Origin of the sequence: Amycolatopsis sp. NPDC102389, from assembly GCF_044765885.1 — a bacterium.
Taxonomy (GTDB): Bacteria; Actinomycetota; Actinomycetes; order Mycobacteriales; family Pseudonocardiaceae; genus Amycolatopsis.
Window position 1 is genome coordinate 13,717 of sequence record NZ_JBIWKX010000046.1, and the last position, 23,875, is coordinate 37,591.

Annotated in this window: 24 protein-coding genes; 9 read left to right on the plus strand and 15 right to left on the minus strand. The window is 70.4% G+C overall.

Annotation, left to right across the window (positions count from 1 at the left end; all coding sequences use genetic code 11):
• Positions 1–129: 129 nt before the first annotated feature.
• The 8 genes from ACIRGA_RS30515 to ACIRGA_RS30550 all read right to left on the minus strand — a co-directional run bounded on the left by ACIRGA_RS30515 (position 130) and on the right by ACIRGA_RS30550 (position 8,395).
• Positions 130–741 (minus strand): flavodoxin family protein, encoded by a 612-nt coding sequence (locus ACIRGA_RS30515; protein ID WP_400947398.1) that lies wholly within the window; start codon positions 739–741, stop codon positions 130–132.
• Complete coding sequence (locus tag ACIRGA_RS30520) at positions 738–2,048, minus strand: UDP-glucose dehydrogenase family protein (RefSeq protein ID WP_400947401.1); 1,311 nt, start codon at positions 2,046–2,048, stop codon at positions 738–740. Before ACIRGA_RS30520 ends, ACIRGA_RS30515 begins: the two co-directional genes overlap by 4 nt.
• Positions 2,041–2,982, minus strand: a complete 942-nt coding sequence (locus ACIRGA_RS30525) for a glycosyltransferase family 9 protein (protein WP_400947403.1) — start codon at positions 2,980–2,982, stop codon at positions 2,041–2,043. The genes ACIRGA_RS30520 and ACIRGA_RS30525 overlap by 8 nt, the downstream gene beginning before the upstream one ends.
• Complete coding sequence (locus ACIRGA_RS30530; RefSeq protein ID WP_400947500.1) at positions 2,979–3,665, minus strand: SDR family oxidoreductase; 687 nt, start codon at positions 3,663–3,665, stop codon at positions 2,979–2,981. The genes ACIRGA_RS30525 and ACIRGA_RS30530 overlap by 4 nt, the downstream gene beginning before the upstream one ends.
• Positions 3,665–5,023, minus strand: coding sequence for a PfkB family carbohydrate kinase (locus tag ACIRGA_RS30535; RefSeq protein WP_400947406.1), 1,359 nt, complete (start codon positions 5,021–5,023; stop codon positions 3,665–3,667). The genes ACIRGA_RS30530 and ACIRGA_RS30535 overlap by 1 nt, the downstream gene beginning before the upstream one ends.
• Positions 5,020–5,583 (minus strand): SIS domain-containing protein, encoded by a 564-nt coding sequence (locus ACIRGA_RS30540; RefSeq protein ID WP_400947409.1) that lies wholly within the window; start codon positions 5,581–5,583, stop codon positions 5,020–5,022. Before ACIRGA_RS30540 ends, ACIRGA_RS30535 begins: the two co-directional genes overlap by 4 nt.
• Before the next feature lie 17 nt (positions 5,584–5,600).
• The gene (locus tag ACIRGA_RS30545) at positions 5,601–7,223 is read right to left on the minus strand and encodes a carbamoyltransferase (RefSeq protein WP_400947412.1); all 1,623 of its coding nucleotides are present in this window, start codon (positions 7,221–7,223) and stop codon (positions 5,601–5,603) included.
• A gap of 224 nt (positions 7,224–7,447) precedes the next feature.
• Positions 7,448–8,395, minus strand: coding sequence for a UDP-glucuronic acid decarboxylase family protein (locus tag ACIRGA_RS30550; RefSeq protein WP_400947414.1), 948 nt, complete (start codon positions 8,393–8,395; stop codon positions 7,448–7,450).
• A 70-nt stretch (positions 8,396–8,465) separates the two neighbouring features.
• Between ACIRGA_RS30550 and ACIRGA_RS30555 the strand changes: the two genes are divergently transcribed.
• From ACIRGA_RS30555 to ACIRGA_RS30565, 3 genes are read left to right on the plus strand one after another with little or no spacing between them, the layout of a single operon-like run.
• The gene (locus ACIRGA_RS30555) at positions 8,466–9,353 is read left to right on the plus strand and encodes a polysaccharide pyruvyl transferase family protein (protein WP_400947417.1); all 888 of its coding nucleotides are present in this window, start codon (positions 8,466–8,468) and stop codon (positions 9,351–9,353) included.
• Positions 9,350–10,222, plus strand: coding sequence for a glycosyltransferase family 2 protein (locus ACIRGA_RS30560; RefSeq protein ID WP_400947419.1), 873 nt, complete (start codon positions 9,350–9,352; stop codon positions 10,220–10,222). The genes ACIRGA_RS30555 and ACIRGA_RS30560 overlap by 4 nt, the downstream gene beginning before the upstream one ends.
• A 1-nt stretch (position 10,223) precedes the next feature.
• On the plus strand, positions 10,224–11,117 hold the full coding sequence (locus ACIRGA_RS30565; RefSeq protein WP_400947422.1) for a glycosyltransferase family 2 protein: 894 nt from the start codon (positions 10,224–10,226) through the stop codon (positions 11,115–11,117).
• 87 nt (positions 11,118–11,204) lie between these two features.
• Here ACIRGA_RS30565 and ACIRGA_RS30570 read toward each other — a convergent pair whose 3' ends face one another.
• The 4 genes from ACIRGA_RS30570 to ACIRGA_RS30585 all read right to left on the minus strand — a co-directional run bounded on the left by ACIRGA_RS30570 (position 11,205) and on the right by ACIRGA_RS30585 (position 14,113).
• Positions 11,205–12,422: a glycosyltransferase gene (locus ACIRGA_RS30570; protein ID WP_400947424.1), complete on the minus strand. Its 1,218-nt coding sequence runs from the start codon at positions 12,420–12,422 to the stop codon at positions 11,205–11,207.
• A gap of 29 nt (positions 12,423–12,451) precedes the next feature.
• Entirely contained in the window at positions 12,452–13,417 is a 966-nt protein-coding gene (locus ACIRGA_RS30575; protein WP_400947426.1) for a glycosyltransferase, read from the minus strand.
• Between the two features lie 28 nt (positions 13,418–13,445).
• The gene (locus ACIRGA_RS30580) at positions 13,446–13,877 is read right to left on the minus strand and encodes a DUF4383 domain-containing protein (RefSeq protein WP_400947428.1); all 432 of its coding nucleotides are present in this window, start codon (positions 13,875–13,877) and stop codon (positions 13,446–13,448) included.
• Positions 13,878–13,978: 101 nt separating this feature from the next.
• Positions 13,979–14,113, minus strand: a complete 135-nt coding sequence (locus tag ACIRGA_RS30585) for a hypothetical protein (protein WP_400947431.1) — start codon at positions 14,111–14,113, stop codon at positions 13,979–13,981.
• Positions 14,114–14,393: 280 nt separating this feature from the next.
• Between ACIRGA_RS30585 and ACIRGA_RS30590 the strand changes: the two genes are divergently transcribed.
• Positions 14,394–15,086: a HemK2/MTQ2 family protein methyltransferase gene (locus ACIRGA_RS30590; protein WP_400947434.1), complete on the plus strand. Its 693-nt coding sequence runs from the start codon at positions 14,394–14,396 to the stop codon at positions 15,084–15,086.
• Positions 15,070–15,285 (plus strand): CDGSH iron-sulfur domain-containing protein, encoded by a 216-nt coding sequence (locus tag ACIRGA_RS30595; protein ID WP_400947437.1) that lies wholly within the window; start codon positions 15,070–15,072, stop codon positions 15,283–15,285. Before ACIRGA_RS30590 ends, ACIRGA_RS30595 begins: the two co-directional genes overlap by 17 nt.
• On the opposite strand, the gene ACIRGA_RS30600 is transcribed toward ACIRGA_RS30595, so the two are convergent.
• From ACIRGA_RS30600 to ACIRGA_RS30610, 3 genes are read right to left on the minus strand one after another with little or no spacing between them, the layout of a single operon-like run.
• Positions 15,253–16,263 carry an iron-containing redox enzyme family protein gene (locus tag ACIRGA_RS30600; protein WP_400947439.1) on the minus strand — a complete coding sequence of 337 codons (1,011 nt, stop codon included), beginning with the start codon at positions 16,261–16,263 and terminating at the stop codon, positions 15,253–15,255. The two genes, ACIRGA_RS30595 and ACIRGA_RS30600, sit on opposite strands and share 33 nt — an antisense overlap.
• A gap of 18 nt (positions 16,264–16,281) precedes the next feature.
• Positions 16,282–17,379: a glutamate--cysteine ligase gene (locus ACIRGA_RS30605; RefSeq protein ID WP_400947441.1), complete on the minus strand. Its 1,098-nt coding sequence runs from the start codon at positions 17,377–17,379 to the stop codon at positions 16,282–16,284.
• Positions 17,379–18,893, minus strand: a complete 1,515-nt coding sequence (locus ACIRGA_RS30610; protein WP_400947443.1) for an FAD-dependent oxidoreductase — start codon at positions 18,891–18,893, stop codon at positions 17,379–17,381. Before ACIRGA_RS30610 ends, ACIRGA_RS30605 begins: the two co-directional genes overlap by 1 nt.
• A 74-nt stretch (positions 18,894–18,967) precedes the next feature.
• Between ACIRGA_RS30610 and ACIRGA_RS30615 the strand changes: the two genes are divergently transcribed.
• The 4 genes from ACIRGA_RS30615 to ACIRGA_RS30630 all read left to right on the plus strand — a co-directional run bounded on the left by ACIRGA_RS30615 (position 18,968) and on the right by ACIRGA_RS30630 (position 23,816).
• Entirely contained in the window at positions 18,968–20,281 is a 1,314-nt protein-coding gene (locus ACIRGA_RS30615) for an acetyl-CoA carboxylase biotin carboxylase subunit family protein (protein ID WP_400947444.1), read from the plus strand.
• 3 nt (positions 20,282–20,284) lie between these two features.
• On the plus strand, positions 20,285–22,309 hold the full coding sequence (locus tag ACIRGA_RS30620; protein WP_400947447.1) for a CocE/NonD family hydrolase: 2,025 nt from the start codon (positions 20,285–20,287) through the stop codon (positions 22,307–22,309).
• Positions 22,296–23,219, plus strand: a complete 924-nt coding sequence (locus ACIRGA_RS30625) for an alpha/beta hydrolase (protein ID WP_400947449.1) — start codon at positions 22,296–22,298, stop codon at positions 23,217–23,219. The genes ACIRGA_RS30620 and ACIRGA_RS30625 overlap by 14 nt, the downstream gene beginning before the upstream one ends.
• A 150-nt stretch (positions 23,220–23,369) precedes the next feature.
• Positions 23,370–23,816 (plus strand): DUF6098 family protein, encoded by a 447-nt coding sequence (locus tag ACIRGA_RS30630; protein ID WP_400947452.1) that lies wholly within the window; start codon positions 23,370–23,372, stop codon positions 23,814–23,816.
• Positions 23,817–23,875: the final 59 nt, after the last annotated feature.

Below are 23,875 nucleotides of genomic sequence, written 5' to 3' on the forward strand. Positions count from 1 at the left end.
GCGTGGGCTCCCCCTCCGCTGTGGGGCTACCACCGTGGGCCTTCGCGCCCCCCCCCCCCCACGCTCCGGCCACACGACAACTTGCGGAAAGCCGCCATCGAGGGAAGTGCAGACTTACAGGACACCCCCTCAGGAAGCGGGGTACTGCTTCTCTCGCAGCAGGTTCGCCAGGTGGACGGCGTTGCGCGCGAGGGTCGCGTTGGTCGACGCGACGGCTTCCGGCGTTTCGTCGAGGTCGTTGTAGTCCCCGCCCTTCATCGCCTCGCCGTTCCAATAGGTCCCGCCCTGCGCCGGCACGGTGAAGCCGACGTCGTTGAGGGCCTGGAACAGGTCGGCGGTGATCTTGTGCGCGCCGTCCTCGTTGCCGACGACGGCGGTGACGCCGACCTTGCCGAACATCGCGGGCCTGCCGTCGTCGTCCGTTTCGGACAGTTCGGCGTCGAGCCGTTCCAGCACCCGCTGGGCCACACTGGACATGTGGCCGACCCAGGTCGGCGTCGAGATCAGCAGGATGTCGGCCGCGGCGACCTTGCGGCGGATCTCGGGCCAGGCGTCGCCGTCGCCCATGTCGCCTTCCACGCCGGGTTTGACGTCGTGGTCGACCACGCGCACGAGTTCGCCGGTGGCGCCGTGCCCGGCCAGCTCGTCGAGCAGCTGCTGGGCGATCAACGCGCTGCTCGACGGCGCGGGGGACGGTTTGAGCGAGCACACCAGTGCGAGGGCCTTCAACGGCTGGGTCATCCTGTCCTCCTGTTCGGATCGGTGCCGAGTCCCGTGTGGACGAAGCCCGCCTCGCCGACGGTCGCCGGGTCCAGGAGATTCCTGGCGTCGACGACGACGGCGCGTTCGGCGGCGGCGGCGAGCCGGTCCCAGTCGAGCTCGCGGAACTCGGGCCACTCGGTGAGCACGACCAGCGCCGCCGCGTCCTTCGCGACCAGGTACGGGTCGTCGACGACCTGGACGATGTCCGGCTCGACGGCGTCGACGCCGGGGTCGTACGCGGTCAGCACCGCGCCGCTCCTGGCGAGTTCCCGTGCGACGGCCAGTGCGGGCGAATCGCGCAGATCCCCGGTCCCCGCCTTGAACGCGAGCCCGAGCAACCCGATACGGATGCCCGAGAGCGAACCGTCCGAAACACCGGTGATCGCGCGGCGGATCTTCCGCACCACGGCCGCCCGCTGGCGGGCGTTGGCCTTCATGGCGTCACGGAGGATGCCGAAGTCGACCCCCGCGTGTTCGGCGGTCCGCAGCAACGCGGCGGTGTCCTTGGGCAGGCACGAGCCGCCCCAGCCGGGGCCGGGGACGAGGAAGGCGGGGCCGATCCGGGAGTCGAGTCCCATGAGCCGCCCGACGTCGCGGATGTCGGCGCCGTAGTGCTCGCACAGTTCGGCGAGGACGTTCACATAGGACACCTTCAGTGCCAGGAAGGCGTTGCTGGCGTACTTCGCGAGCTCCGCGCTCGCCGGATCGGTGAACCACACCGGCGCGTTCGTCTCGCCGTACAACGCGGCCACCCGCTCGGCCGCCGCCCGGTTCTCCGGCACCGAGCCGAGGACGATCCGGTCGGGATTCAGGAAGTCTTCGACGGCGTGCCCCTCCCGGAGGAACTCGGGATTGCTCACCACGGGCAGATCCGGCCGTCCGAGCAGCTCCGTCAGCCGGGCCCCGGTGCCGACCGGGACGGTCGACTTGGTGACGACGACGCAGCCGGACGCCAGCAGGCCGGGGAGGGTGGCGACGACCTCCTCCAGCACCCGGACGTCGGCGTCGCCGTCCTTCCCTTTCGGGGTGGGCAGGCAGAGGAACACGACGTCCACATCGGACAGAGCGCGCGTGTCGGTGGTGAACCGGAGCCGTCCGCAGCCCAGCCCGTCGCGGACGAGTTCCGTGAGGCCCGGTTCGGCGATGGTGACCTCACCCCGGCTCAGTTCATCCACTTTGGACCGATCGCTGTCGGCGCAGATCACTTGGTGCCCGAGATGGGTGAAGCACGCGGCGCTCGTGAGCCCGACGTAACCGGCACCGATCACCCCCACCCGCTCAGCCACCGGAAACCCCCGTCCGGAGCAGGTCTTCGGCCGCGGTGAGAACGCGTTCCTCGCGCAACAGCAGCAGCCCCGGATCCGGGTCGCCGCCGTGCGGATCGCCGACGTCGCCCACCCAGAGGACCGTGTGCTGCCGGGCCTCGGGCGGTGGTCCCCAGAGCCGCGGCGGGGTCGGCCCGAACAGCAGGACGGACGGCGTGCCGTACGCGGTGGCGAGGTGCCCGACCCCGGTGTCACCACAGATCACCAGCCGCGCCTCCGCCACCGTGGCGGCCAGTTCGGCGAGACCGGCGTCGCCGGCGAGAACCGCATCGCCGGGCAGGTCCGCCGCCTCGGCGATCTCGCGGGCGAGCGGTACCTCCGCCGCGTTTCCGGTGACGACCACCCGATGCCGTTCGGCGAGCGCCCGCGCCACCCGCGCGTACCGGTCCGGCGGCCAGCGGCGGGCGGCGAACGCGGCACCGGGGTGGATCACCACCGCGTCCGCCGCCGGGCTGGGTCCGGGAGGCGGCGGCAGCGCGAGGTCGGTGCGGTCGGCCGGGATGCGGGCGGCCTCGAGCAGACGGCACCAGCGGTCGACCTCATGCGCTTCGGCGGGCCAGTCCGGGCCGTCGACGCCGGGGAAGTCCGGATGCCGGTGCGTGATCAGTTCGAGCGGGTCCTGGGCGAGCAGGTCGTGGATACTCTCCGGTCCCCGGCCGTGCAGGTTCACCGCCAGCCGCGGCGGCTCGCCGGGCCAGGACAGCTCGCCGAGCCCGGCCGTCGGGAGCAACTCGTCCACCGCGTCGATCAGTTCGACGATGTCGCGCAGGTTTTCGGGCGCGGCGAGCACCAGGCGCTCGCCGTCGAAGGCGCGCCGGAGCGCCCGCAGCGCGGGAACCGCGGTGAGCAGATCCCCCAGGCCGAGGGCGCGCAGCACGAGGATGCCACCGGTCACGGCCAGGACCCTTCTTCCGAAGCGCACACCACGAGTTCGCGGACCTCGCAGCCGGGCGGCTGGGAGAGGGCGAACACCACCGAAGCCGCGACATGCTCGGGCTGGTTGAGTTTGGCGTCCGGCGGCGGCTTGTACTGCTCGGCCCGGTCGTCGAAGAACGCCGTGTGCATGCCGCCGGGCACGAGCAGCGTCACCCCGACGCGGCCCGCGAGCTCCATGGCGAGTGCCCTGGTGAAGCCGACGACACCGAATTTCGAGGCACAGTAGGCACTCGCGTCCCCGGCCACCCGCAGCCCGAGGGTCGACGCGCAGGTCACCACCGTGCCGTGGCCGGACCGCAGGTGAGGCAGCGCCGCGCGGACGACCGCGGCCGTGCCGAGCAGGTTGACCCGGACCACGCGTTCCCAGTCCTCTGTGGACACTTCGTCGAGCGCGCCGCACGCGTCGGTCCCCGCCGCGGTGAAGACGCCGTCGATCCCGCCCGCCCGTGCGGCGAGCTCGTTCACGGCGTTCGCGGCCGCGGCGGAATCGGCCAGGTCGGCCTGGACGAAGGCGACGTCGGCCGCCGGTTCGACGCGGTCGATGACCAAAGGGGTGCCGCCCGCGTCACGGACGGCTTCGACGGTCGCGGCACCGAGTCCGGAGGCGCCGCCGGTGATCAGGACGTTGCCGAGAGAGCGCATCATGCTCCTTCCGCCGCGGCCACCAGCCGGGAGGTGGAATAGCCGCGGATGGTCGGGATCAGGACGATCTCGCCGCCGTGCCTGCGCACCACGGCGCTTTCGGGGAGTTCCGTGTCCGCGTAGTCGCCGCCCTTGACCCAGACGTCGGGGCGCAGGCGGTCCAGCACGGCGGCGGGATCGGGTTCGTCGAACACCACGACGGCGTCGACCGAAGAAAGTTCGGTGAGCAGCCTGGCGCGGTCGCGGGCGGTCACGATCGGCCGTCCCGGTCCTTTCAGGCCGCGCACCGAGGAGTCGGAATTGAGACAGACGACGAGCGCGTCACCCAGGGCCCGTGCCTGCCGGAGCAGGCTGGCGTGACCGGGGTGCAGCAGATCGAAACAGCCGCCGGTGGCGACCAGCCTGCCGCCTCGCGCGCGGACCCGTGCCGCCACGTCGAACGCGGAAGCACCGCGGTGGTCGCTCTCCGGCACCGGCGCGTTGTCCACAGTGGACAACGTGGCGGCGCCGCCGGTCGCCACGAACCGGGCCGCCGTCTCGACCCCCGTGGCCACCGCGTCGGCGGTGGACGCGCCGTCGAGCAGCGCGGCGGCGACCGCGGACGCGAAGCGATCACCCGCGCCGCAGGTGTCCTTGGCGACGATGCCCGACGGAGGCCGGAACGTCGTGCACGCCCCGCCCTCGGTCAGGACCGCGCCCCGCGAACCGGTGGTGACGCTGACCGCGTCGGCCTTCCAGAGCGCGTGCACCTGTTTCGCCAGCTCTTCGGCATCGGCGCGGGATTCGGTGAGCTGTTCGGCTTCGGCGAGATTCGGCGTGGCCACCCGGACCCCCGCCACGGGCTCGGTGCCGCGGGGGTGCGGGTCCCAGACGATCGGGACGGTGGGCGCCAGTTCGGCGAGCAGCGCACGGATCTCCGGATGCCCGGTCACCCCGCGGCCGTAGTCGGCGACGAGGATGGCGCCGGCCGAGCACAGCGCTTCCCGGACTTCGGCGGTGAGCGGGGAGAATTCCGCGCGGCCGTCACCGTTGTCGAGCCGGACCAGCGATTGCCCGGCCGCGCGCACCCGCGTTTTGGTGACCGTGGTGCCGCACAAGGGCATCGGCACCACACGGAGCTCGCGTTCCAGCAGCCCGGCCAGCGTCCGGCCCGCCCGATCGCCGCCCAGCGGGGCGACTAGGACGACCTCGGCGGTGGACCGGGCCGCGAGCAACGCGGCCAGCCCGGCGCCGCCCGGCCGCCGCCATTCGCGGGCGAGGTCGACCACGGGCACCGGCGCGTCCGGGCAGAGCCGGTCCGAGGTGCCGTCGACGTCGACGTCCAGCAGGGCGTCGCCCAGGACGACCAGCGGCCTCACGTCGGCACCCCGAGCGCGTCGTCGAACGCGGTGCACAAGGCGTGCACGAGCGCGAGGTGGACCTCCTGCACGGTGGCCATCGACGGCGCCTCCACCGGGATCGCGTCGGCGCACAGCGCGGCGAGCGGATTGGGGGAGGGGCCGGTGATCGCCCAGGTGGTGACGCCGAGTTCGTGGGCGGCCTTCGCGGCCGCGACGACGTTCTGGCTTCCCCCGCTGGTCGAAAGGCAGACCAGGATGTCGCCGGGACGGCCGTGCGCGCGCACCTGCCGGGCGAACACCTCGTGCTCGCCGTAGTCGTTGACGATGGCCGTCACGGCGGAGGTGTCCGCGTGCAGGGCGATCGCCGAGAAGGGCAGCCGGTCGTTGCGGAACCGGCCCACCAGTTCGCCGGTGAGGTGCTGCGCTTCGGCGGCGCTCCCGCCGTTGCCGCAAGCGAGCAGCCGCCCGCCGGACGCCAGCACGGTGGCCAGGTGGTCACCCCACTCACGGACCTTCGGCGCCCAGGAAACGGACTTCCCGGCTGCTTCGCTCAACGCTGCGAAGTGGTCTTCGATCACGGCACTCCTCCAAAGGGTCAAGGGCGGCGGACCACGAAAGGCCCGATGGCGAGCAGGTCGATGGGGGCCGAGCCGAAGCACTCCAGCGCGTCCCTCGGGGAGTCGACCATCGGCCTCCCCGCGGTGTTGAGGCTGGTGTTGACCACGGCGGGCAACCCGGTACGCCGTTCGAACGCGCCGAGCATGCGGGCGACGAGCGGTTCCTCGCCCGCGTCGACGGTCTGCACGCGGGCGGTGCCGTCGACGTGGGTGACCGCCGGAACGCGATCCCGCCATTCCGGCGCGACGTCGTGCACGAAAAGCATGTAGGGACTGGGAAGCGGGCCACGGGAGAAGATCTCGCCCGCGCGTTCGGCGAGCACCATCGGGGCGACCGGGCGGAACTGCTCGCGCCCCTTGACGTCGTTCAGCCGTTCCAGATTGGCCTCGTGCCCGGGATGCGCGAGCAGCGACCGGTGGCCGAGCGCGCGAGGGCCGAACTCGGACCGGCCCTGGAACCAGGCCACGATCCGGTCTTCCGCCAGCGCTTCGGCGACGGCTTCCGCGACGTCGTCCGGCCGCTCGTAACGGATGTTCGCGGTCTGGAGCGCGTTCTCGATCTGCTCGTCGGTCCAGCCGCGGCCGAGGTCGGCGCCGGTCATCGGGCCGCCGCGCTCGCCGAAGTCGGCGGCGAGTTGCAGAGCCGCGCCGAGCGCGGTGCCGGCGTCACCGGCGGCGGGCTGCACCCAGATCCGGTCGAACGGTCCCTCGGCGTGGAGGCGGGTGTTGGCGACGCAGTTGAGCGCGATCCCGCCCGCCATCGCCAGGTCGGCGTGCCCGGTGTGCTCGTGGAGCGCGGCCGCCAGTTCGAGCAGCACGTCCTCCAGGCAACGCTGCACGCTCGCCGTCAGGTCGGCGTGGACCTGCCCCGGTTCCTGCCCGGGCTCGACGGCGGGCGCGAACGACGTCCAGTCGATCTCGTCGGTGCGGAACCCCATTCCGTTGGTGTGCACGCTTTCGGCGATCCGATCGAGGAAGCGGGGCTTCCCGTACGACGCCAGCGCCATGACCTTGTACTCGTCGCTGGACCGGGCGAAACCGAGATGCTCGGTCAGGTCCTCGTACATCAGTCCGAGTGAATGGGGGAGCCGTTGCTCGGCGAGCTCCTCGAACTTCCCGTCGCGGTACTCGCCCGCGAGGTAGGACGTGCTCTCGCCGCGGCCGTCGGCGACCAGGACCGCGCAGTCCCCAAAGGGCGCGGCCAGCGCGGCCGAGGCGGCGTGCGCGACATGGTGCCGGACGAAGCGGACGGTCGCGGGATCGAGCCCCGGCAAGGCCGCCTTGAGGAACGCGGGGGCACGGCGGGCGAAGTCGGTGCGGAGACACTCGTTCTTCCCGTCGTGGCCCGCCAGCCCCGGCTCGACGAGCGCCGGGTCGTACGAATAGCCGACCGCGTCGAGATCCTGAGCGGCGATCCCGGCCTCGGCCAGGCACCACGCGGCGGCCTCGGCCGGTTGCTCCCAAGCGGAGAACGGCACCGGCCGTTTGCCGTGTTTGCGACGGCTGAACCGTTCTTCCTCCGCCGCCGCCACGATTTCGCCGTCGACGACCAGGGCCGCGGCCGGGTCGTGGAAGACGGCGTTGACACCGAGAATGCGCACCGGGCCACCTCTCCGATCGGGGATGCGGGACGTCACCCGCCTTACTCCCGTAGCGCTACCCGGTGCAGTCGTGGATAAACGACGCGGCGCGAAAGCCCAGGACGTCGCTACTCAGCGAAGCGTCTCTCGGGGGATTCGGCGGCATTCGCGTGTTCCGCCTGGAGACACGCGAGTTACGGCTTCAAGCACGCGAGTTACGTCCAGAAGCACGTGAGTGACGGGTTTCAGAAACCGGCGGCGGACTGTTGCCGCGAGAACCAGGCGATCGTGCGCGGAAGTCCTTCCGTCATCGGGACTTCCGGAGCCCAGCCGAGTTCCCGGCGGGCGCGGGAGATGTCCGGGCAGCGGCGGGCCGGGTCGTCGACGGCGGCGTCGACATGCTCGATCCGGGACGAGCTTCCGGTCACGGCCAGGATCTCCTCCGCGATCCGCAGCACGGTGAGTTCGTGAGGGTTGCCGAGGTTCACCGGCCCGGGCACGTCGGAGCGGGCCAGCGCGATCAGGCCGCGGACGGTGTCGTCGACGTAGCAGAGCGAGCGGGTCTGGTCGCCGGTGCCGGTCACGGTGAGCGGTTCGCCCGCCAGCGCCTGGCCGATGAACGTCGGGATCATGCGACCGTCGTCGGGGCGCATGCGCGGACCGTAGGTGTTGAAGATCCGCGCGATACCGGTGTTCACGCCGCGCTCCCGGCGCATCGCGGAAGTGAGCGCCTCGGCGTACCGCTTGGCCTCGTCATAGACGCTGCGCGGGCCGATCGGGTTCACATGCCCCCAGTATTCCTCGCGCTGCGGGTGCTCCTGTGGGTCGCCGTAGACCTCGCTCGTCGATGCGAGGACGAACCGCGCGCCGTCCCGTTCGGCGATGTCCAACGCCCGTTCGGTGCCGTACGAGCCCGCGCGCAGCGTTTCGAGCGGGAGGCGGAGGTAGTCGCGGGGCGAGGCGGCGGACGCCAGGTGGAAGACGACGTCGAACGGGCCCGCCGCGGTCATCGGCAAGGTGACGTCACGGGAAAGGAGCCGGAAGCCCGGCCGGTCGAGGAGATGCGCCACGTTCGCCGTGACAGCGGTGGCGAAGTTGTCCGCCGCGACGACCTCCGTGCCCGCCTCCAGCAGGCGTTCGCACAGATGCGAGCCGACGAAACCCGCACCACCGGTCACCAGCGCCCTGTCCATGGCGACGGGCTACCCGCTGCGAGCGCCGGAAAAACCGTGTGAACCGGGAGATGCCGGGTACGCCTCGGTCATGCGTGCATTGGTGATCGGCTGGGCGAGCTTCCGCCACGGCGAGGCGACCGCGGGGGACGTCCTCAGTATGCGAAGGGTCGACGAGGTGCTGTCCACCATGGGGTTGCCGCATGACCTGGCCTGGAGCCCGGTCTACCGGCCGGACGACTTGAACTACGAAGAGGTGGATCCGGCGCGGTACAGCCACGTGGTGTTCGTCTGCGGACCCGCGCACGGATGGCAGGTGCAGGAGGTGCACCGCAGGTTCGCGCATTGCCACCGGATCGCGGTCGGGGTCTCGGTGATCGATCCGGAGGACGACACGGTCACCGGCTTCGACCAGGTGTTCGCGCGGGATCACGACGGGCTCGGCACGCCGGACCTCTCTCTCGGCGCGCGGACGAGCGAGGTGCTGGTGACCGGAGTGATCCTGGCGCCGCCGCAACCCGAGTACGGCGACTCCGGCCACCACGCGGACGTGCACGCCTCGGTGCGGGAGTGGATCGCCGGGATCGACTGCGCCAGGGTGCCGCTCGACACGCGGCTGGCGTCGTCGGACTGGGAGCGGTGCGAGACGCCGGATCAGTTCATGTCGATCCTGTCGCATCTGGATGTCGTGATCACGACGCGGCTGCACGGGCTGGCGCTGAGCCTGCAGGCGGGGGTGCCCGCGCTGGCGATCGATCCGGTCGCGGGCGGTGGCAAGGTCACCGCCCAGGCCGACGCGCTCGGCTGGCCCGCCCTCGTCCGTGCCGAGGAGGCGGATGATCGGGAGCTGCTCGACTCCTGGTGGCGCTGGTGTTCCTCGGTGCAGGGCCGGGCGGTGGCCGCGCTCCGCTCGCTACCGTCCGACAACGGGCTCCTGCGGGACATGGTGAAGGCGCTCAAATCCCGGCCGGTGCGATGAACGCGGCCAAGACGACGGTGGTGATCGCCACCCGCGATCGGGCGTCGGAGCTGGAACGCACGTTGCGTGAGCTGACGGCGCTGAGGCCGCCTCCTCCGATCGTGGTCGTGGACAACGGCTCTTCCGACGGCACGGCAGGTCGGGCGGCCGCGTTCCCCGGTGTCCACGTGATCCGGTTGCCGCACAACATCGGCGTGACGGCCCGGAATCTCGGCGTCGCGGTGGCCCGGACACCGTACGTCGCCTTCAGTGACGACGATTCGTGGTGGGCCGACGACGCGCTCGCCGAGGCCGAACGCCTCCTCGACACCCACGACGACGTCGGCCTGGTGGCCGCGAAAACCTTGGTGGGCGAGGAAGAACGCGAGGACCCGGTCGTCCCGCTGATGGCCGGCAGCCCGCTCGGCAGGCCCGACGGCCTTCCCGGGCCCGCGGTGCTCGGCTTCCTCGCGTGCTCCGCGATCGTCCGCCGGACCGCTTATCTGCAGGCCGCGGGTTTCCATCCCCTGCTGCGTTTCGGCGCCGAGGAGAAACTGCTGTCCTACGACCTGGCCGCGCGGGGCTGGTGGCTCTGTTACGCGGAGGCGGTGCTGGCGCACCATCACCCTTCGCCGGTGCGGCCGTCGCCGTCCTGGCGTGAGCGCGCCGAACTCCGCAACCGGATGCTGATCACGGTGATGAGGCGGCCGCTGCGACGGTGCCTCGTCGAAGGATTCCGAGCGGTGGCAAGGGTTCCGCGGGAACCGCATGTACTCGGCGCGCTCGCCGGGGTGCTCCGGAGATTGCCGCGGGCGCTCGCCGACAGACAACGGCTGCCCGCCTCGGTGGAGAGCCGGATCCGCGTTCTCGAACACGCACAGGGAGGATGAAGTGGGAGACCGGATCACGGTCGTGGTGATCACGCACAACCGGCGCGCACAGCTGCTGGAGACGCTCGCCTCGATGACGGCGCTGCCCGACGCGGCGCCGATCGTGGTGGTGGACAACGCTTCCACCGACGGCACCGCGGACGCCGTCGAGGAGCGGTTCCCAGCGATCCGGGTGATCCGGTCGCCCCGGAACCTGGGCGCCGTCGCGCGCAATCTCGCCGTCCGGGAGGTGAGTACCCCTTATGTCGCTTTCTGCGACGACGACACCCGATGGCAGCCGGGCTCTCTGCGACGGGCGGCCGATCAGCTCGACGCGTACCCCGGGCTGGGCGTGGTGACCGGACGGTGCCTGGTGGAGCCGGCGCTCACCGAGGACCCGATCACCCCGGAACTGCGGTATTCCCCCGTCCCCGGCCCGGACTGGCTTCCCGGGCCGGCCCTGCTCGGCGTGATGGCCGGCCTGTCGGCCGTCCGGATCCGCGCGTTCCACGACGTCGGCGGCTTCTCCGAGCGGATGTGGCTCGGGGGAGAGGAGGAGCTGTTCGCCCTCGATCTCGCGGCCAAGGGCTGGTGGATGTGCTGGGACGAGGAGATGGTGATCCACCACGCGCCTTCGGCCGTCCGGGATCCGCGGCGGCGCCGTCAGCTCGGCATCCGGAACACCCTGTGGACGTTGTGGCTGCGACGTCCGCTCGGCAGCGTCCTGCGCCGGATGATCGCGGTCCTGCGTTCGGCGCCGTGGGACCGGGCGACGTTCGCGGCGGTGGCCGAAGCGGTGCGGGGGCTCCCGTGGGTGCTGCGGGAACGCGCGGTGGTCCCGGCGGGAGTCGAACGGGGATTGGTGCTGCTGGAGGATTCGCAGCGGAATTCGGTCGCGCGGCGCTACGTCGGGTGACGCCGATGTGGGCGTCATTCGCGTGTCTGAGGCCGTATCTCACGTGATTGGAGGCGTAACTCACGAGTTACGCCTCCAATCACGCGGTCAGGAGGGCCAGGCGGCCGCGGCCTCTTCGGTGTCCCCGACCAGAACGCGGCCGTACGCGCGCAAGGTGTCCGCCGCCACCCGGTCCCACGAGTACCGCGCCCGCACCCTGTCGGCCCCGGCGACCCCGAACGATTCGCACGCCGAAACGTCGCTGAGAAGCCGCCGCAGCGCTCCCGCCAGTTCCTTCGGATTGCGCGGCGGGACGAGCAGTCCCGTGACGCCGTCGACGACGGTGTCGGTCAGCCCGCCGACCGCGGTCGCCACGACCGGGACGCCGCAGGCCATCGCCTCCAGCGGCACGATGCCGAACGGTTCGTACCAAGGCGTGCAGACCACCGCGTCGGCGGAGCGCAGCAGCGCGGGCATCCGTTCGCGCGACACCAGTCCCGGCAGGCGCACGCGGTCGGTGACGCCCAGCCGGTCGGCGATCGCGAGCAGCCGCCGCACCTCCGGTGCCTCGGTGAGCGGACCCGAATCCGGGCCGCCCGCGATGACCAGTTCCGTGTCCGGCAGCGAGGCCAGCGCGGCGATGGCGAGGTCGAAACCCTTACGTGGCACCAGCCTGCCGACGGTCACGATCCGATGCGAGGCCGTGCGGGGAGCACGCTCGCCGTCCGGAGTGAACTTGTCCAGGTCGACTCCACAAGGGACGACGGAGGCGCGTGAACGCGGCAGGCCCATCCGCACGAGTTCGAAGACCTCGTCCGAGCACGTCGCGATCACCCGGTCGGCCTGTTTGGCGATCATCCGTTCGAGCCGGATCCGCTCGGGCGGGCTCGTGTCGTTCTTGCCCTGATAGCGCCGTTTCACCACGCCCAGCGCGTGAAAGGTCTGGGTCACCGGGATGCTGAGATCCTTCGCCGCGAGGACCGAGGCCAGGCCGGACATCCAGAAATGCGCGTGGACGACGTCCGGCCGGTCCTTCGCCCAGCGGGAACGCAGCACGCGGCCGAACTCTCCCATATGCGGCAGCAGTTCGTCCTTCGGCAGCTTCCGCGCCGGCCCCGCCGCGACGTGGACGACGCGGTAGCCGTCGGGTGTCTCGACCGTCGCCGGGGCGCGCCGGTTCTCGCGGCGCGTGTAGACCGTGACGTCGTGTCCCTGCCTGCTCAACGCGGCGGAAAGCTCGGCCACGTGGACGTTCTGTCCGCCGGCGTCGGCTCCGCCGAGGGCGGCGAGCGGGCTGGCGTGCTCGGAAACCATCGCGATCCTCATCGGACTCCTTCCCGCCGCGGTCGGCGAAATCAAGCGATCACCTCTGCCAGCAGGGTGTTCCAGCGCTCGAGGAACGCCTCGAGCCCGTAGTGGCTCAAGGCGAACTCGCGCGCGGTTTTTCCCGCCAGCACGGCGAAATCTGGTTCATGGATCAGCTCGCGGTAGGCCTTCGCGAGCGCACCGGCGTCCGTCGAGACGGCGCCGGCATCGGAGGGGACCGCGAGTACCGCTTCAGTGGTCGCGAGCGCGACGACCGGCATGCCGAGATGCATCGCCTCGAGTAGCGACAGGCCCAACGACGTCCACCGGGCGGTGTGCAGGTAGACGCGCCGCCGGGCGACTTCGGCGTGCAGTTCCCGGCTGCGCAGGTCGCCGCCGGGACGCAGCGCGGGATGACGCCCGTCGAGGTCCTCGCTGCCGATCCCGTACAGATCGACCGGCGCGATGTCCGCGAAGACGGGTAGGAGATCGCTCCCGGTGATCCGCCCCCGCCGCGCCGGTTCGTTGATCAGGGCCACGCCGTGCGGCAGCTCCCCGGTGTAGCGCTCACCCGGATCGGGGATCCCGTGCGGGATGACCACCGTGGGGGCGAGACCGGAGTCCCACATCAGGTCGTTGAAGTGGGTCACGTGCACCAGCCGGATGTCGTCACGGTCGGCCAGCGGATGCCGGGTGGTGGCCGCGTGCTCCCGGGGCGTGTTGTGTTCGACATAGACGGCGGGTATTTCCTTGCCGGGGCGGCGACACAGCCATCGCGCGGCCAGGTGGACCTCTTCCGGCCGCTGGAGGATCACGACGTCGATGTCGAGATCCTTCAGTTCGTCGACCGGGACCTCTTGGGCGGAGGGCCACTCACGGCCGCTGAGCCCCCGTCCCCACGGCCCGCCTTCGGCGAGCAGCGGGAGGTAGCAGCGATGGCCACCGCGCACGAACGATTCGGTCCAGGAACCGTGGACGTGCCACAGCAGGATCCGGAGCGGGGCCACTTTCGTCATACCCGCCAAGTTGCCCGTAGTGGACGGACTAAACGTTTTCCGTGGTCTTACTTTGCCTCCGGGCGGAAACGCGAGTGGTGACGATGCCTACCACGAGCGCCACAAGGGCGGTCAAGCCGTGGAGGACGTTGTCGGCCCAATTGAGGTTGACCGCGTCACCGGCGGAATCGGTACCGGCCGAAAGGACACCGAATGCGGTCAAACCCGTGAATGCCACGAAAATCAGCCAGCTGTACGCCGGTATCGCGGAAGGTTTGACCACCGCGACCAAACCGAGGACACCGATCACGGTGCGGATGACGTCGAGCATTCCGGTCGCGCTGAAGACCCAAAGCGTGTTCTCGCCGACCTGGTTCGCCTCGGGAAGGAAGAAGAAGCCGAGCACACCCAGTACGAGGTGGACCAGTGCGATGACCAGTACCACCGCTCGCAGCAGGGAGCCCGCCGTACGTCGGTTCATCGGGAACGCCTCCGTTTCGCCGCCAAAGCCGTCGGATACCCCCGGAAGACGGCGTGAAACGCCCCCGGCCAATGGGAGCCGGAGGCCGTTCGGCCGCGTGGTCACCCCGATTGCGGGTCGGTGTCGTCGTGGGGATCGCCGGACGACGTGCCCTGTTCCCCTCTGACCTCTTCACGGTCCTTCTCGTCGTGCTTGTCTTCGCTGCCGGACTTGCTCTTGGCGGGACCGGTGTCCATGACTTCTCCTTCGGTCGCTTTCCTTGGGGCTACCCGTTTCGCGCCGGCTTAATCAGGGGCAAGGGTCGTGACTGTCCATAAGGACGACCCGCACCGACCACGCCACGTTTGACTCACCCCTCGCCGGCCCGATAACGACCTCCGGGCTGAAGGCTCCCTTCACCGCATCAGACGCGACGAAAGGAGCTTTCACCACGGCCGTAAAGCCGCAGGCCATTGTGGACGTTTGGCGCCATCCCGCCGGGGTAGACCTGGGCAACGACGGCGAACCGGAGGGGACATGACCGCGATCTCCCAGGCAGCAACGATTCCACTCGCCCCGGCGCGGCCATGGCTGCTGCGACCACCGGGGGTCTACCGCCCGCAACACGACACCTGGTTGCTGGCTAACACGTTGAGCACGTCCGGAATGCCCCGCGGAGCGAGAGTTCTCGACCTCTGCACGGGGACCGGCGCCCTCGCGCTGACGGCCGCGGCGCACGGCGCGGGGTCCGTGACCGCCGTGGACATCTCCCGGCGGGCACTGGCGGCGGTGTGGGTCAACTCGCGGCTGCGTCGTCTCCCGGTCCGGCCGCTTCGTGGCGGCTTGGCCGAAGCGGCGCGCGGTGGCCCGTTCGACGTCGTGCTGGCGAATCCGCCTTACGTTCCTTCCCCGGTGCCCGCCGCCGGGGCCGCGCGGGCGTGGGACGCCGGACCGGACGGCCGGATCGTGCTCGACCGGATCTGCGCCCGGGCGTCGTCCGTGGTGGCGCCCGGCGGGTACCTGATGATGGTCCACTCCGCGGTCGCCGGACCGGACAAGTCGCTGGAACAGTTGCGGGAAGCGGGAATGACGCCGTCGGTGGTCGCCACGCGATCGATCCCGTTCGGACCCGTGATGCGGGCGCGAGCCGCCTTCCTCGAAGCGGCGGGCCTCATCGTGGCCGGCCAGCGGCACGAAGAACTGGTGGTGATCCGTGCCGACCGGCCGTAGGACCGAGGTCCGGATCGAACCCGGCGGCCCCTTCCTGGTGGAGGGGCCGGTCGAGGTCGTCATGGACGACGGCGAGACCGTGACCTCGGACCGTTTCCTGGTCGCTCTCTGCGCCTGCCGCCGCAGCAAGCGCTACCCGTTCTGCGACACCAGCCACCGGCGCCGTTCACGGCAGGGGGTGCAGCGGCCTGAGGAGTGAGCTCTTCCCGGCCGTCCAAGCATCCAGCAGGTGCTCGGTCAGCCGGTTCTCCAGCAGCTCGGTGGCCTGGATGCCGAGCGCGATATCCGCCGCCAGTCCGGGTTCCCGGTCGAGCAGATCGCCGACGACGTCGTGCCGCAGCACCTGTTCGTGCACCGCGTCGGCCTCGATGTGCTCGGTGTAGAAGTAGCGGCATTCCGGCGCCGCGCCGAGCCGTTCCAGCGCCTGGTCCATGCGCCGGGCGGCGGGCGCGGTGGTGATCTCGGCGGCGGCGAAATGCCCGGCGAGCGCGCCACGCAGGCTCCGGTGCAGACCGAACAGCGACATCATGTTCACCGTCGCGAGCATGGGAGCCGGGACGTGGTCGAGGTACGCGAGATAGCCGCCGGACAGGCCCGCCGCGGTCAGCAGATCGGCGAACAGGCGGGAATGCGCCCGATCGGCCCGTCCGCCGCCGAACTCGTCGAATTCCACGGCGACCAGCGCCGCCTTGGCCTTGCCCCGCAGCCGCGGGATCACCCAGGCATGCGGATCGGCCTCTTTGAGGTGGTAGATCGACCGATGCGCGAAGTACTCCTCGACATGCCACCATTCGCCCTGGTCACGCAGGAAGTGCGAAACGCCCGCACCGTCGACCGGCTCGATCAGCAGGTCGTCCAGCAGGCCGTGGACGTCGTCCCCGCCGGGTACGGCGGCGCGGATGCCGTCGAGGAACGCGTGCTCCAGGACGGATCGGAAGCCGAGCAGGCGGGAGTCCCATTCCCATTCGGAGTCCACGCCGTCGAAGCCCTGGTAGTGCAGCTCGTAGCAGACCTGCAGCGCGAGTTGCAGATCTTCGCCGAACGGATCGGCGTCGGTCGCCGCTTCGAGGTCGAAATCGTCACGGCGTCCGCCTGCCAGGGTGTCCACCACGGCGGCCGAGAGCGGGCCGCGGATCTCGGGCAGCCTCGCGGCCACCTCACGGTCGATCGTCGTCATGCTCCGGGAGTACCCGATCTAGCCGTGCGGAACCGTCTCTTCGGTCAGCATCCGCAACACCGCGACCTCCCCGTCGGCGGCGGCCCGGCGCTGCCGTTCGGCGCCGGTGCCTTCCTGTTCGAGGCGGCGGAGGAGGGTGTGTACGAGCCCCAGATCGCCGGTGTCCTCCAGGGCCTGCTCGATACGCGTGAGCAGTGCGGCGACCCGGTCGCCCACCGGGACCGGCTTCCCGGCCACCGGATCGACCGCGGGCCCCGAAAGGCCGTGACGCGCGGCCGACCACACCGCGGCGGCGGCGATCTGCGGATCCAGCGGCACGGCCTCCACCCCGTGGTCCAGCTCGGTGAGGGCGGTGCGCACCAGCGCGCGGGTCAGCAGCCCCTGCAGGACCGCTTCGTCCACAGTGGACGCGGTGTCGGCGGCGCGGACCTCGACCGTCGGCCACCGCGCGGACGGCCTCGCGAGCCAGAAGGTCTGGTTCTCGTCCACCAGGACGCCGCAGTCCACGAGCTTCCCGACCTGCTCCTCGTAAGCGGCGGTGTCGGCGAAATACGGGGCGATGCCGGAGCCGGGGAAACGGCTCTGCTCCACCATCCGCCAGCTTTCGTAGCCGGTGTCGCGGCCGCCCGCGAACGGCGAGTTGCCCGACAACGCCAGCAGGGTGGGCAGCCATTCACCCAGGTGATTCACCACGGCCACCGAGGTCTCCCGGTCGGGCACGCCGATGTGCACATGGCAACCGCAGGCCTCGTACGCCTTGACCACGCCGGCGTACAGCGCGTCGACCTTGCCGAACCGGTCGCCGGCGTCGTGGTCGCGGCTCGGCGAGGGACGCAGGGGAGTGCCGGAGGCGATGATGGCGCAGTCCTCACCCGCCGCCGCTTCGGCGAGTGAGCGGCGCCCCGCGGTCAGGTGTTCGTACAGCTCGTCGGCGGTTTCGCAGACGCCGGTGGCAGCCTCGACCTGCGTCGGCCGCAGCTCCCGGTGGACCGCCGCGCCGTCCGGCAGCGGGCGGCAGACGCGGTGCCGGTCGAGTACCGCGTCGGCCCGGGGACAGCTCACCCCGGTTCTGGGGTCGACCAGCAGGAACTCCTCTTCGACACCGACGCCGGTCATCACCGCTCCCGCTTCTTCGGCAGCGCGCGCACGGCCGGACCCTGGATCACCGACCCGTCCAGGCCGAACCGCGAACCGTGGCACGGGCAGTCCCAGGTCTTCTCCGCGTTGTTGAACGCGACGAGGCAGCCCAGATGGGTGCAGTGGGCGCCGACGGCGTGCAGCTCACCACCGGGGTCGCGGTAGGCGGCGACGAGTTCTCCGCCGTCGCGGGTCACCTTGGCCTCGCCGGGCAGCAGCTCGTCCAGGGAGGCGGGTTTGCGCAACGCGCTGAGGTGGTCGCCCACCAGGAACTTCGCCACGGTGGCGTTGTTCTCCACGGTCGAGATCGCGGACCGGAGGTCGAAGCGGTTGGGGTCGTACAGGCCCGCCGACGGGTTGTCGCGTCCGGTGAGCAGGTCCGCGAGCAGCAGCCCGGCCGCGGTACCGCCGGTCATTCCCCACTGGCCGAAGCCGGTGGCGACCCAGAGGTGACGGCTCGCCGGATGATAGCGCCCGACGTACGGTATCGAGTCCAAAGTGGACAGATCATGTGCGGACCATCGATGGGTGACCCGGTGCACGCCCGCGTGTTCGCTCGCCCAGGTGGCCAGCCGTTCGTACCGGCTCTCGACGTCGACGGAGTCGCCGACCCGGTAGTGCTCGCCGCCCGCGACCGCGTAGGGGACACCGTCGTTGAGGTAGCTCCGCACGGAGTGGTGGGTGTCGGCGTCGAGGTACATCCCCTCGGGCGGGTGATTCCCCGCGACCGGTCCGGCCACCACCAGGTCGCGGACCGGGTCGAGCCGGGCGAAGAACAGGCCGCGGTCGAACACGGGGTAGTGGGTCGCCACCACGACCTCGCCCGCCCGCACCTCGCCGGAGCTGGTGCGCACCTTCACACCACCGAGTTCGTCGACGCCTTCCGCGCGCACGCCTTCGACGATCGTCCCGCCCGCGCGTTCGATCTCGCCTGCCAGTGCGAGCAGCCAGCGGCGCGGGTGGAAATGCGCCTGCGACGCGAATTTCACCGCGCCGAGGGCGGGCACGTCGAGGTCGACGTCGGTGACGTAGGAAGCGGGAAGGCCGGCCTCGGCGGCCGCTTCCGCCTCACGTTCAAGGCTCTCGACGGTTCCCGGATTGGTCGTGTACACGAAACTGTCGGCGCGGGTGAAACCGCAGTCGATGCCGAGTTCGGCCGTGGCCGCCGCGATCCAGTCCAAGGCGGCCGCCTGCGTGTACGCGTACATCGCGGCGGCTTCGGAGCCCTTGGTCTTGGCCAGCGTGGCGTACTTGAGCCCGTGCTGGGTGCTGACCTTCGCCGTGGTGTGGCCGGAAACCCCCGCCGCGAGGCGGCCGGCCTCCAGCACCAGGACCGAGCGCCCGGCCCTCGCCAGCCGGTAGGCCGTGGTGAGCCCGGCGATTCCGCCGCCGAGCACGGCGACGTCGACTTCCGACGGCAGCGGCTTGCCGGTGCGATCGGGAGCGGGAGCGGTGTCGAGCCACAATGAACGCGTTCCGGGCAACTCCGTCATGAGCGCCGGATTCCCAGGCGGCGACGTGGGCAAACCAGGGTTTTCGGGGACTTCGGAGCGGGTAGCACTGCCCTATGACCACATCCTCCAGGCCCCCAGGGGAAACCAGCACAGAGGACAAGAACATCTTCGTCATCGGCCTCGACGACAGCAACGACGAGGTGCTGAGACGAGTACCCGGTGCCGACCGGTATCGCTTCCACGCCTTGCTCTCACCGGAGGAGCTCCAGCACGGCGAGATCCCGATCGTCGAGCTCGTGGAGAAGGCGGTGGCGCAGCTGGACGCCTTCGACGGCTCGATCGACGCGATCGTCAGCTACTGGGACTTCCCGTCTTCGACGATGGTGGCGATGCTGTGCGAAAAGTACGGCCTGCCCGGTGTTTCCCTCGAGGCGGTGCTGAAGTGCGAGCACAAGTACTGGAGCCGCCTCGAACAGTCGAAGGTGATCGACGAGGTGCCGGCGTTCGGCATCGTCGACCTGGACGAGGACGATCCCCGGCCGCCGGAGGGGGTCGGCTACCCCATGTGGCTCAAGCCGGTGAAGTCGTTCTCCTCGGAGCTGGCCTTCCATGTCGCCGACGAGGACGAGTTCGACAAGGCCGTCGCCGAGATCCGGGCCGGTGTCGACCGGGTCGGCAAACCCTTCGAGCGCGTGCTCGCCAAGGTCGACCTCCCCGCCGAGGTGGCGGACGCGGGTGGAGCCGCGTGCCTCGCCGAAGGAGAGCTCAACGGCGTGCAGGCAGCGACCGAAGGCTATGTCTACAAAGGACAGGTCACGGTCTACGGTGTGCTCGATTCGATCAACTATCCCGACACGCCCTCGTTCCTGAGGCATCAGTATCCGTCGCAGCTGCCCGAGGACGCCGTCGAGCGGATGAAGGAGATCTCCGTCCGCGTGATGGAGCAGATCGGCTTCGACAACGCCACGTTCAGCATCGAGTTCTTCTGTCACCCCGAATCCGGGCAGGCCTGCCTGCTGGAGATCAACCCGCGGCATTCGCAGTCCCACGCGGAGCTGTTCGAGTACGTGGACGGGGTGGCGAACCACCAGATCATGGTCCGGCTGGGCCTCGGCCAGGATCCCGCGACGCGACGGAACCGGGGCGACTACCGGATCGCGGGCAAGTGGTACTACCGCCGCTTCCGTGACGCGCTGGTCACCCGGGTGCCCACCCGCGGCGAGATCGCGGACCTGGAGGCCGAGATCCCCGGGGTGAAGATCGAACCGGTGGCGGAGAAGGGAATCCGGCTCTCTGACCTGCCCGAGCAGGACAGCTACAGCTATGAACTCGCACATATCTTCGTCGCGGCGCAGACCGAACGGGAGATGGAGAGCAAGTACCGCCGGTGCGTCGAGGCGCTGCGGTTCGACTTCGAGGAGGGATAGCCCATGCGGACGGTGGCTTCGCTGCCGTACGAGATCACCGAGGAGGACCACGTCTGGATCCCGGTTTCCGACGGCGTGCGGTTGTCGGCCCGGATCTGGCGGCCGGTCGCTTCGGACAGCGAGCCGGTCCCCGCGATCCTCGAGTACATCCCGTACCGGCACCGCGACCTGACGTCGGTGCGGGACTCCGTGCACCACCCGTATCTCGCCGGCCACGGCTACGCCTGTGTCCGCGTCGACATCCGCGGTTCGGGCGAGTCGGAGGGTGTTCTCGCCGACGAATACCTGGAACGGGAGCAACTCGACGCCGAGGACGTCCTGGAGTGGATCGCCGCGCAGCCGTGGTGCTCGGGCCGGACGGGCATGATGGGGATCTCGTGGGGCGGGTTCGCCGCGTTGCAGGTGGCGGCGCGCAAACCGCCGAGCCTGACCGCGATCGCGATCTCGTCTTTCACCGACGACCGCTACTCCGACGACATGCACTACATGGGTGGGTGCCTGCTGTCGGACAACGTCGCCGAAGCCTCCACGATGTTCGCCTACGCCACCCTGCCGCCCGACCCCGCGCTGGCGGGGGACCGGTGGCGCGACCTGTGGCACGAACGGCTGGAGAACTGTGGCCTCTGGGCCGGTGAATGGCTGAGCCACCAGCGCCGGGACGACTACTGGCGGCACGCGTCGGTCTGCGAGAACTACAGCGACGTCCAGGTTCCCGTCCTCGCTTCCAGCGGCTGGGCGGACGGATACTCGAACGCGGTCTCGCGGCTGCTGGCCAATCTCGACGTGCCGCGGCGCGGGCTGATCGGGCCGTGGTCGCACAAGTACCCGCATCTCGGACGGCCCGGACCCGCGATCGGGTATCTGCAGGAACTGGTCCGCTGGTGGGACCACTGGCTGAAGGACGTCGAAAACGGCGTCATGGACGGGCCGATGCTGCAGACCTGGATGCAGGACAGCGTGCCACCGTCGACCTCGTACGAGGACCGCCCCGGCCGCTGGGTGGGGGAGCCGTCCTGGCCTTCGCCGCATGTGCGCCCGTCCGAACACCTGCTCACCCGGCACCGGATCGCCCGTCCGGGCGAGGACGTCCCGGCGGAGAACCTGTCGGTGGAGTCGCCGCTTTCGGTGGGTCAGTTCGCCGGGAAATGGGCCTCCTACAGCGCTCCGCCCGATCTGCCGTACGACCAGCGGGAGGAGGACGGCGGTTCGCTCGTCTTCGAGAGCGACGAGCTTTCCGAACCCTGCGAGATCCTCGGTTCGCCGGTGGTGGACCTGGAGGTTTCGGCGGACAAGCCGGTCGCGCAGGTCGCCGTCCGGCTGTCCGACGTGGCGCCGGACGGCAGGGCGACGCGCGTGACCTACGGATTGCTGAACCTGACCCACCGGGACGGGCACGAAAACCCGGAGGCACTGGAACCGGGCGAGCGGTACCGCGTGCGCGTCGAGCTCAACGCCGTCGCGCAGGCCTTCCCCACGGGACACCGCATCCGGTTGTCGATCTCCTCGTCGTACTGGCCGCTGGCATGGCCGCCGCCGGAACCGGCGCGGGTGACCGTCCACACCGGACAGAGCTCGCTCACGCTGCCGGTGCGGCCGATCGCGGAGGCGGACGAGGTCCCGGCGCGGCCGTTCGGCGAACCCGAAGGGACGGAACCGTTGCCCGCGACCCAGATCGAGCCCGGTGAGCAGCGCTGGACCGTCTCCCGTGACCTGATCGGCTACCGGTCCGCGCTCGACATCGTGAAGAACGAGGGCAAGGTCCGGTTCGAAGACATCGATCTCGACGTCACGAGGAACGTCTTCGAGTGCTACTCGTGGGTGGCCGACGACTTCTGTTCCCCGGTGGCGGAGACGTCCTGGTCGATGACCTTCGCCCGCGGCGACTGGGAAGCCCGCTCGGAGACCCGCACCCGGGTTTCCTGCACTCCCCACGAATTCGTGATCGACGCACGGCTCGACGCATACGAGGGGGAGCGAAGGACGTTCTCCCGCAACTGGCATCGGACGGTTCCCCGTGATCTGGTCTAAGACGAGTCTCGCCGCGAAGTCGCTGCTCGCGTGGCTGCGCCTCACCAACCGGAAGCGCACCTACGCCGAGCTCGACCGCTTTCGCCGGAGCATCGAAAGCAGCCAGGCGAAGGGCGACCGGGGTCCGATCCGAGCGATCAGGCGCCGATTCGACGTTCGAAGGTCCGAAGTGGACGGACGTCCCTGCTATACCATCCGTCCGCCCGGCGGCGGGGACGGCAAGCACGTGCTGTACTTCCACGGCGGTGCGTACGTGCACCAGATCCAGCACGACCACTGGCGCTTCTTCGGGCGGCTGATCGACCGCACCGGCTGCTCGGTCACCGTGCCGATCTACCCGCTGGCCCCGGAGCATCAGTGCCCGGAGACCACGGCGTTCGTCCGCCGCGCCTACGACGAGTTCTCCGCGGGGATCGACCCGGAAGACCAGATCGTGATGGGGGATTCCGCCGGCGCGGGGATCGCGTTGGCGCTCACGAAGGCGCTGCGGGACGAAGGCGGGCCGGTGCCGAAGGAGACCGTCCTGCTGTCGCCGTGGCTGGATCTGACGATGACCCATCCGGCGCAACCGGCGCTCGACGAGCGTGACCCGTACCTCGCGCTCACCGGCCTGAGCGAGGCGGCCAGGCTCTACAGTGGACGGTTAGCGCGCACCGATCCCAGGCTCAGTCCCGTGTTCGGAGATCTGTCGGGGCTCGGGGCGCTGACCGTCTACATCGGAACCAAGGACGTCCTGCTCTCCGACGCCCGGCGCCTGCGTACCTTGTGCATCGAACAAGGGGTGCCGCTGAGCTATCACGAATACGAGGGCATGATCCACGCGTGGATGCTGGCCGCGATCCCGGAAGCGAGGCTGGCGCTGGAGGAGATCGCGCATCTCGTGGATCGATCGCTCGTGAAATCGGTGTAGCCGCGTGGCGAGCGGGTAACCATAAGGCAACGGCCGGCGCAGCGAGGTTGTACGTCCGCCGGCTGTGAGGTGGACCGGCGTGGGCAGCCCCGGCGGAGCAGGGACGCCGGCGCGCCGGTCACCGTGTCCATCCTTCGCCTGGAGTGCTCGATGCAGCAGTTGGAGTCACTGGGAGACCTCGCCGCGCTCGTCCGGCGGCGGGCAGGCCTGTTCGTGCGGTGGGCGCCGACGCCCGAACATCGCCCCGGCACGAGCCGGGACGAACTCACCGGAGCGGAACTGCCGGGCCTGTCGGTGAACCCTCTCGATCCCGAACCCTGGTGGCGGGATCAGCCGCTCGAACTCTGGCTGGCCAGGCGGCTCTACGACTACTGCCACCTCAGCCACGAACGTCGTCGTGAGACCAAACCCTGGGTGCTGGCGGGCCGGATCGTGGGTTCGGGCCCGGACAACGAGCCGCTGCTGACCGATCCCGAACCCGTCGGGAGGATCTCCACCGCGGTCCTCGGCGAGGCTCGCGAGCTGCTGCGCGACCGGGCACGCCACCAGGCGGACTGGGGCCCGTTGCGCCGCCCACCAGAACTCGGCAGAACCTGACGGCCCCCCGAACCCGTAACTCGCGTGCTTGACCCCGTAACTCGCGTGATTGGAGGCGT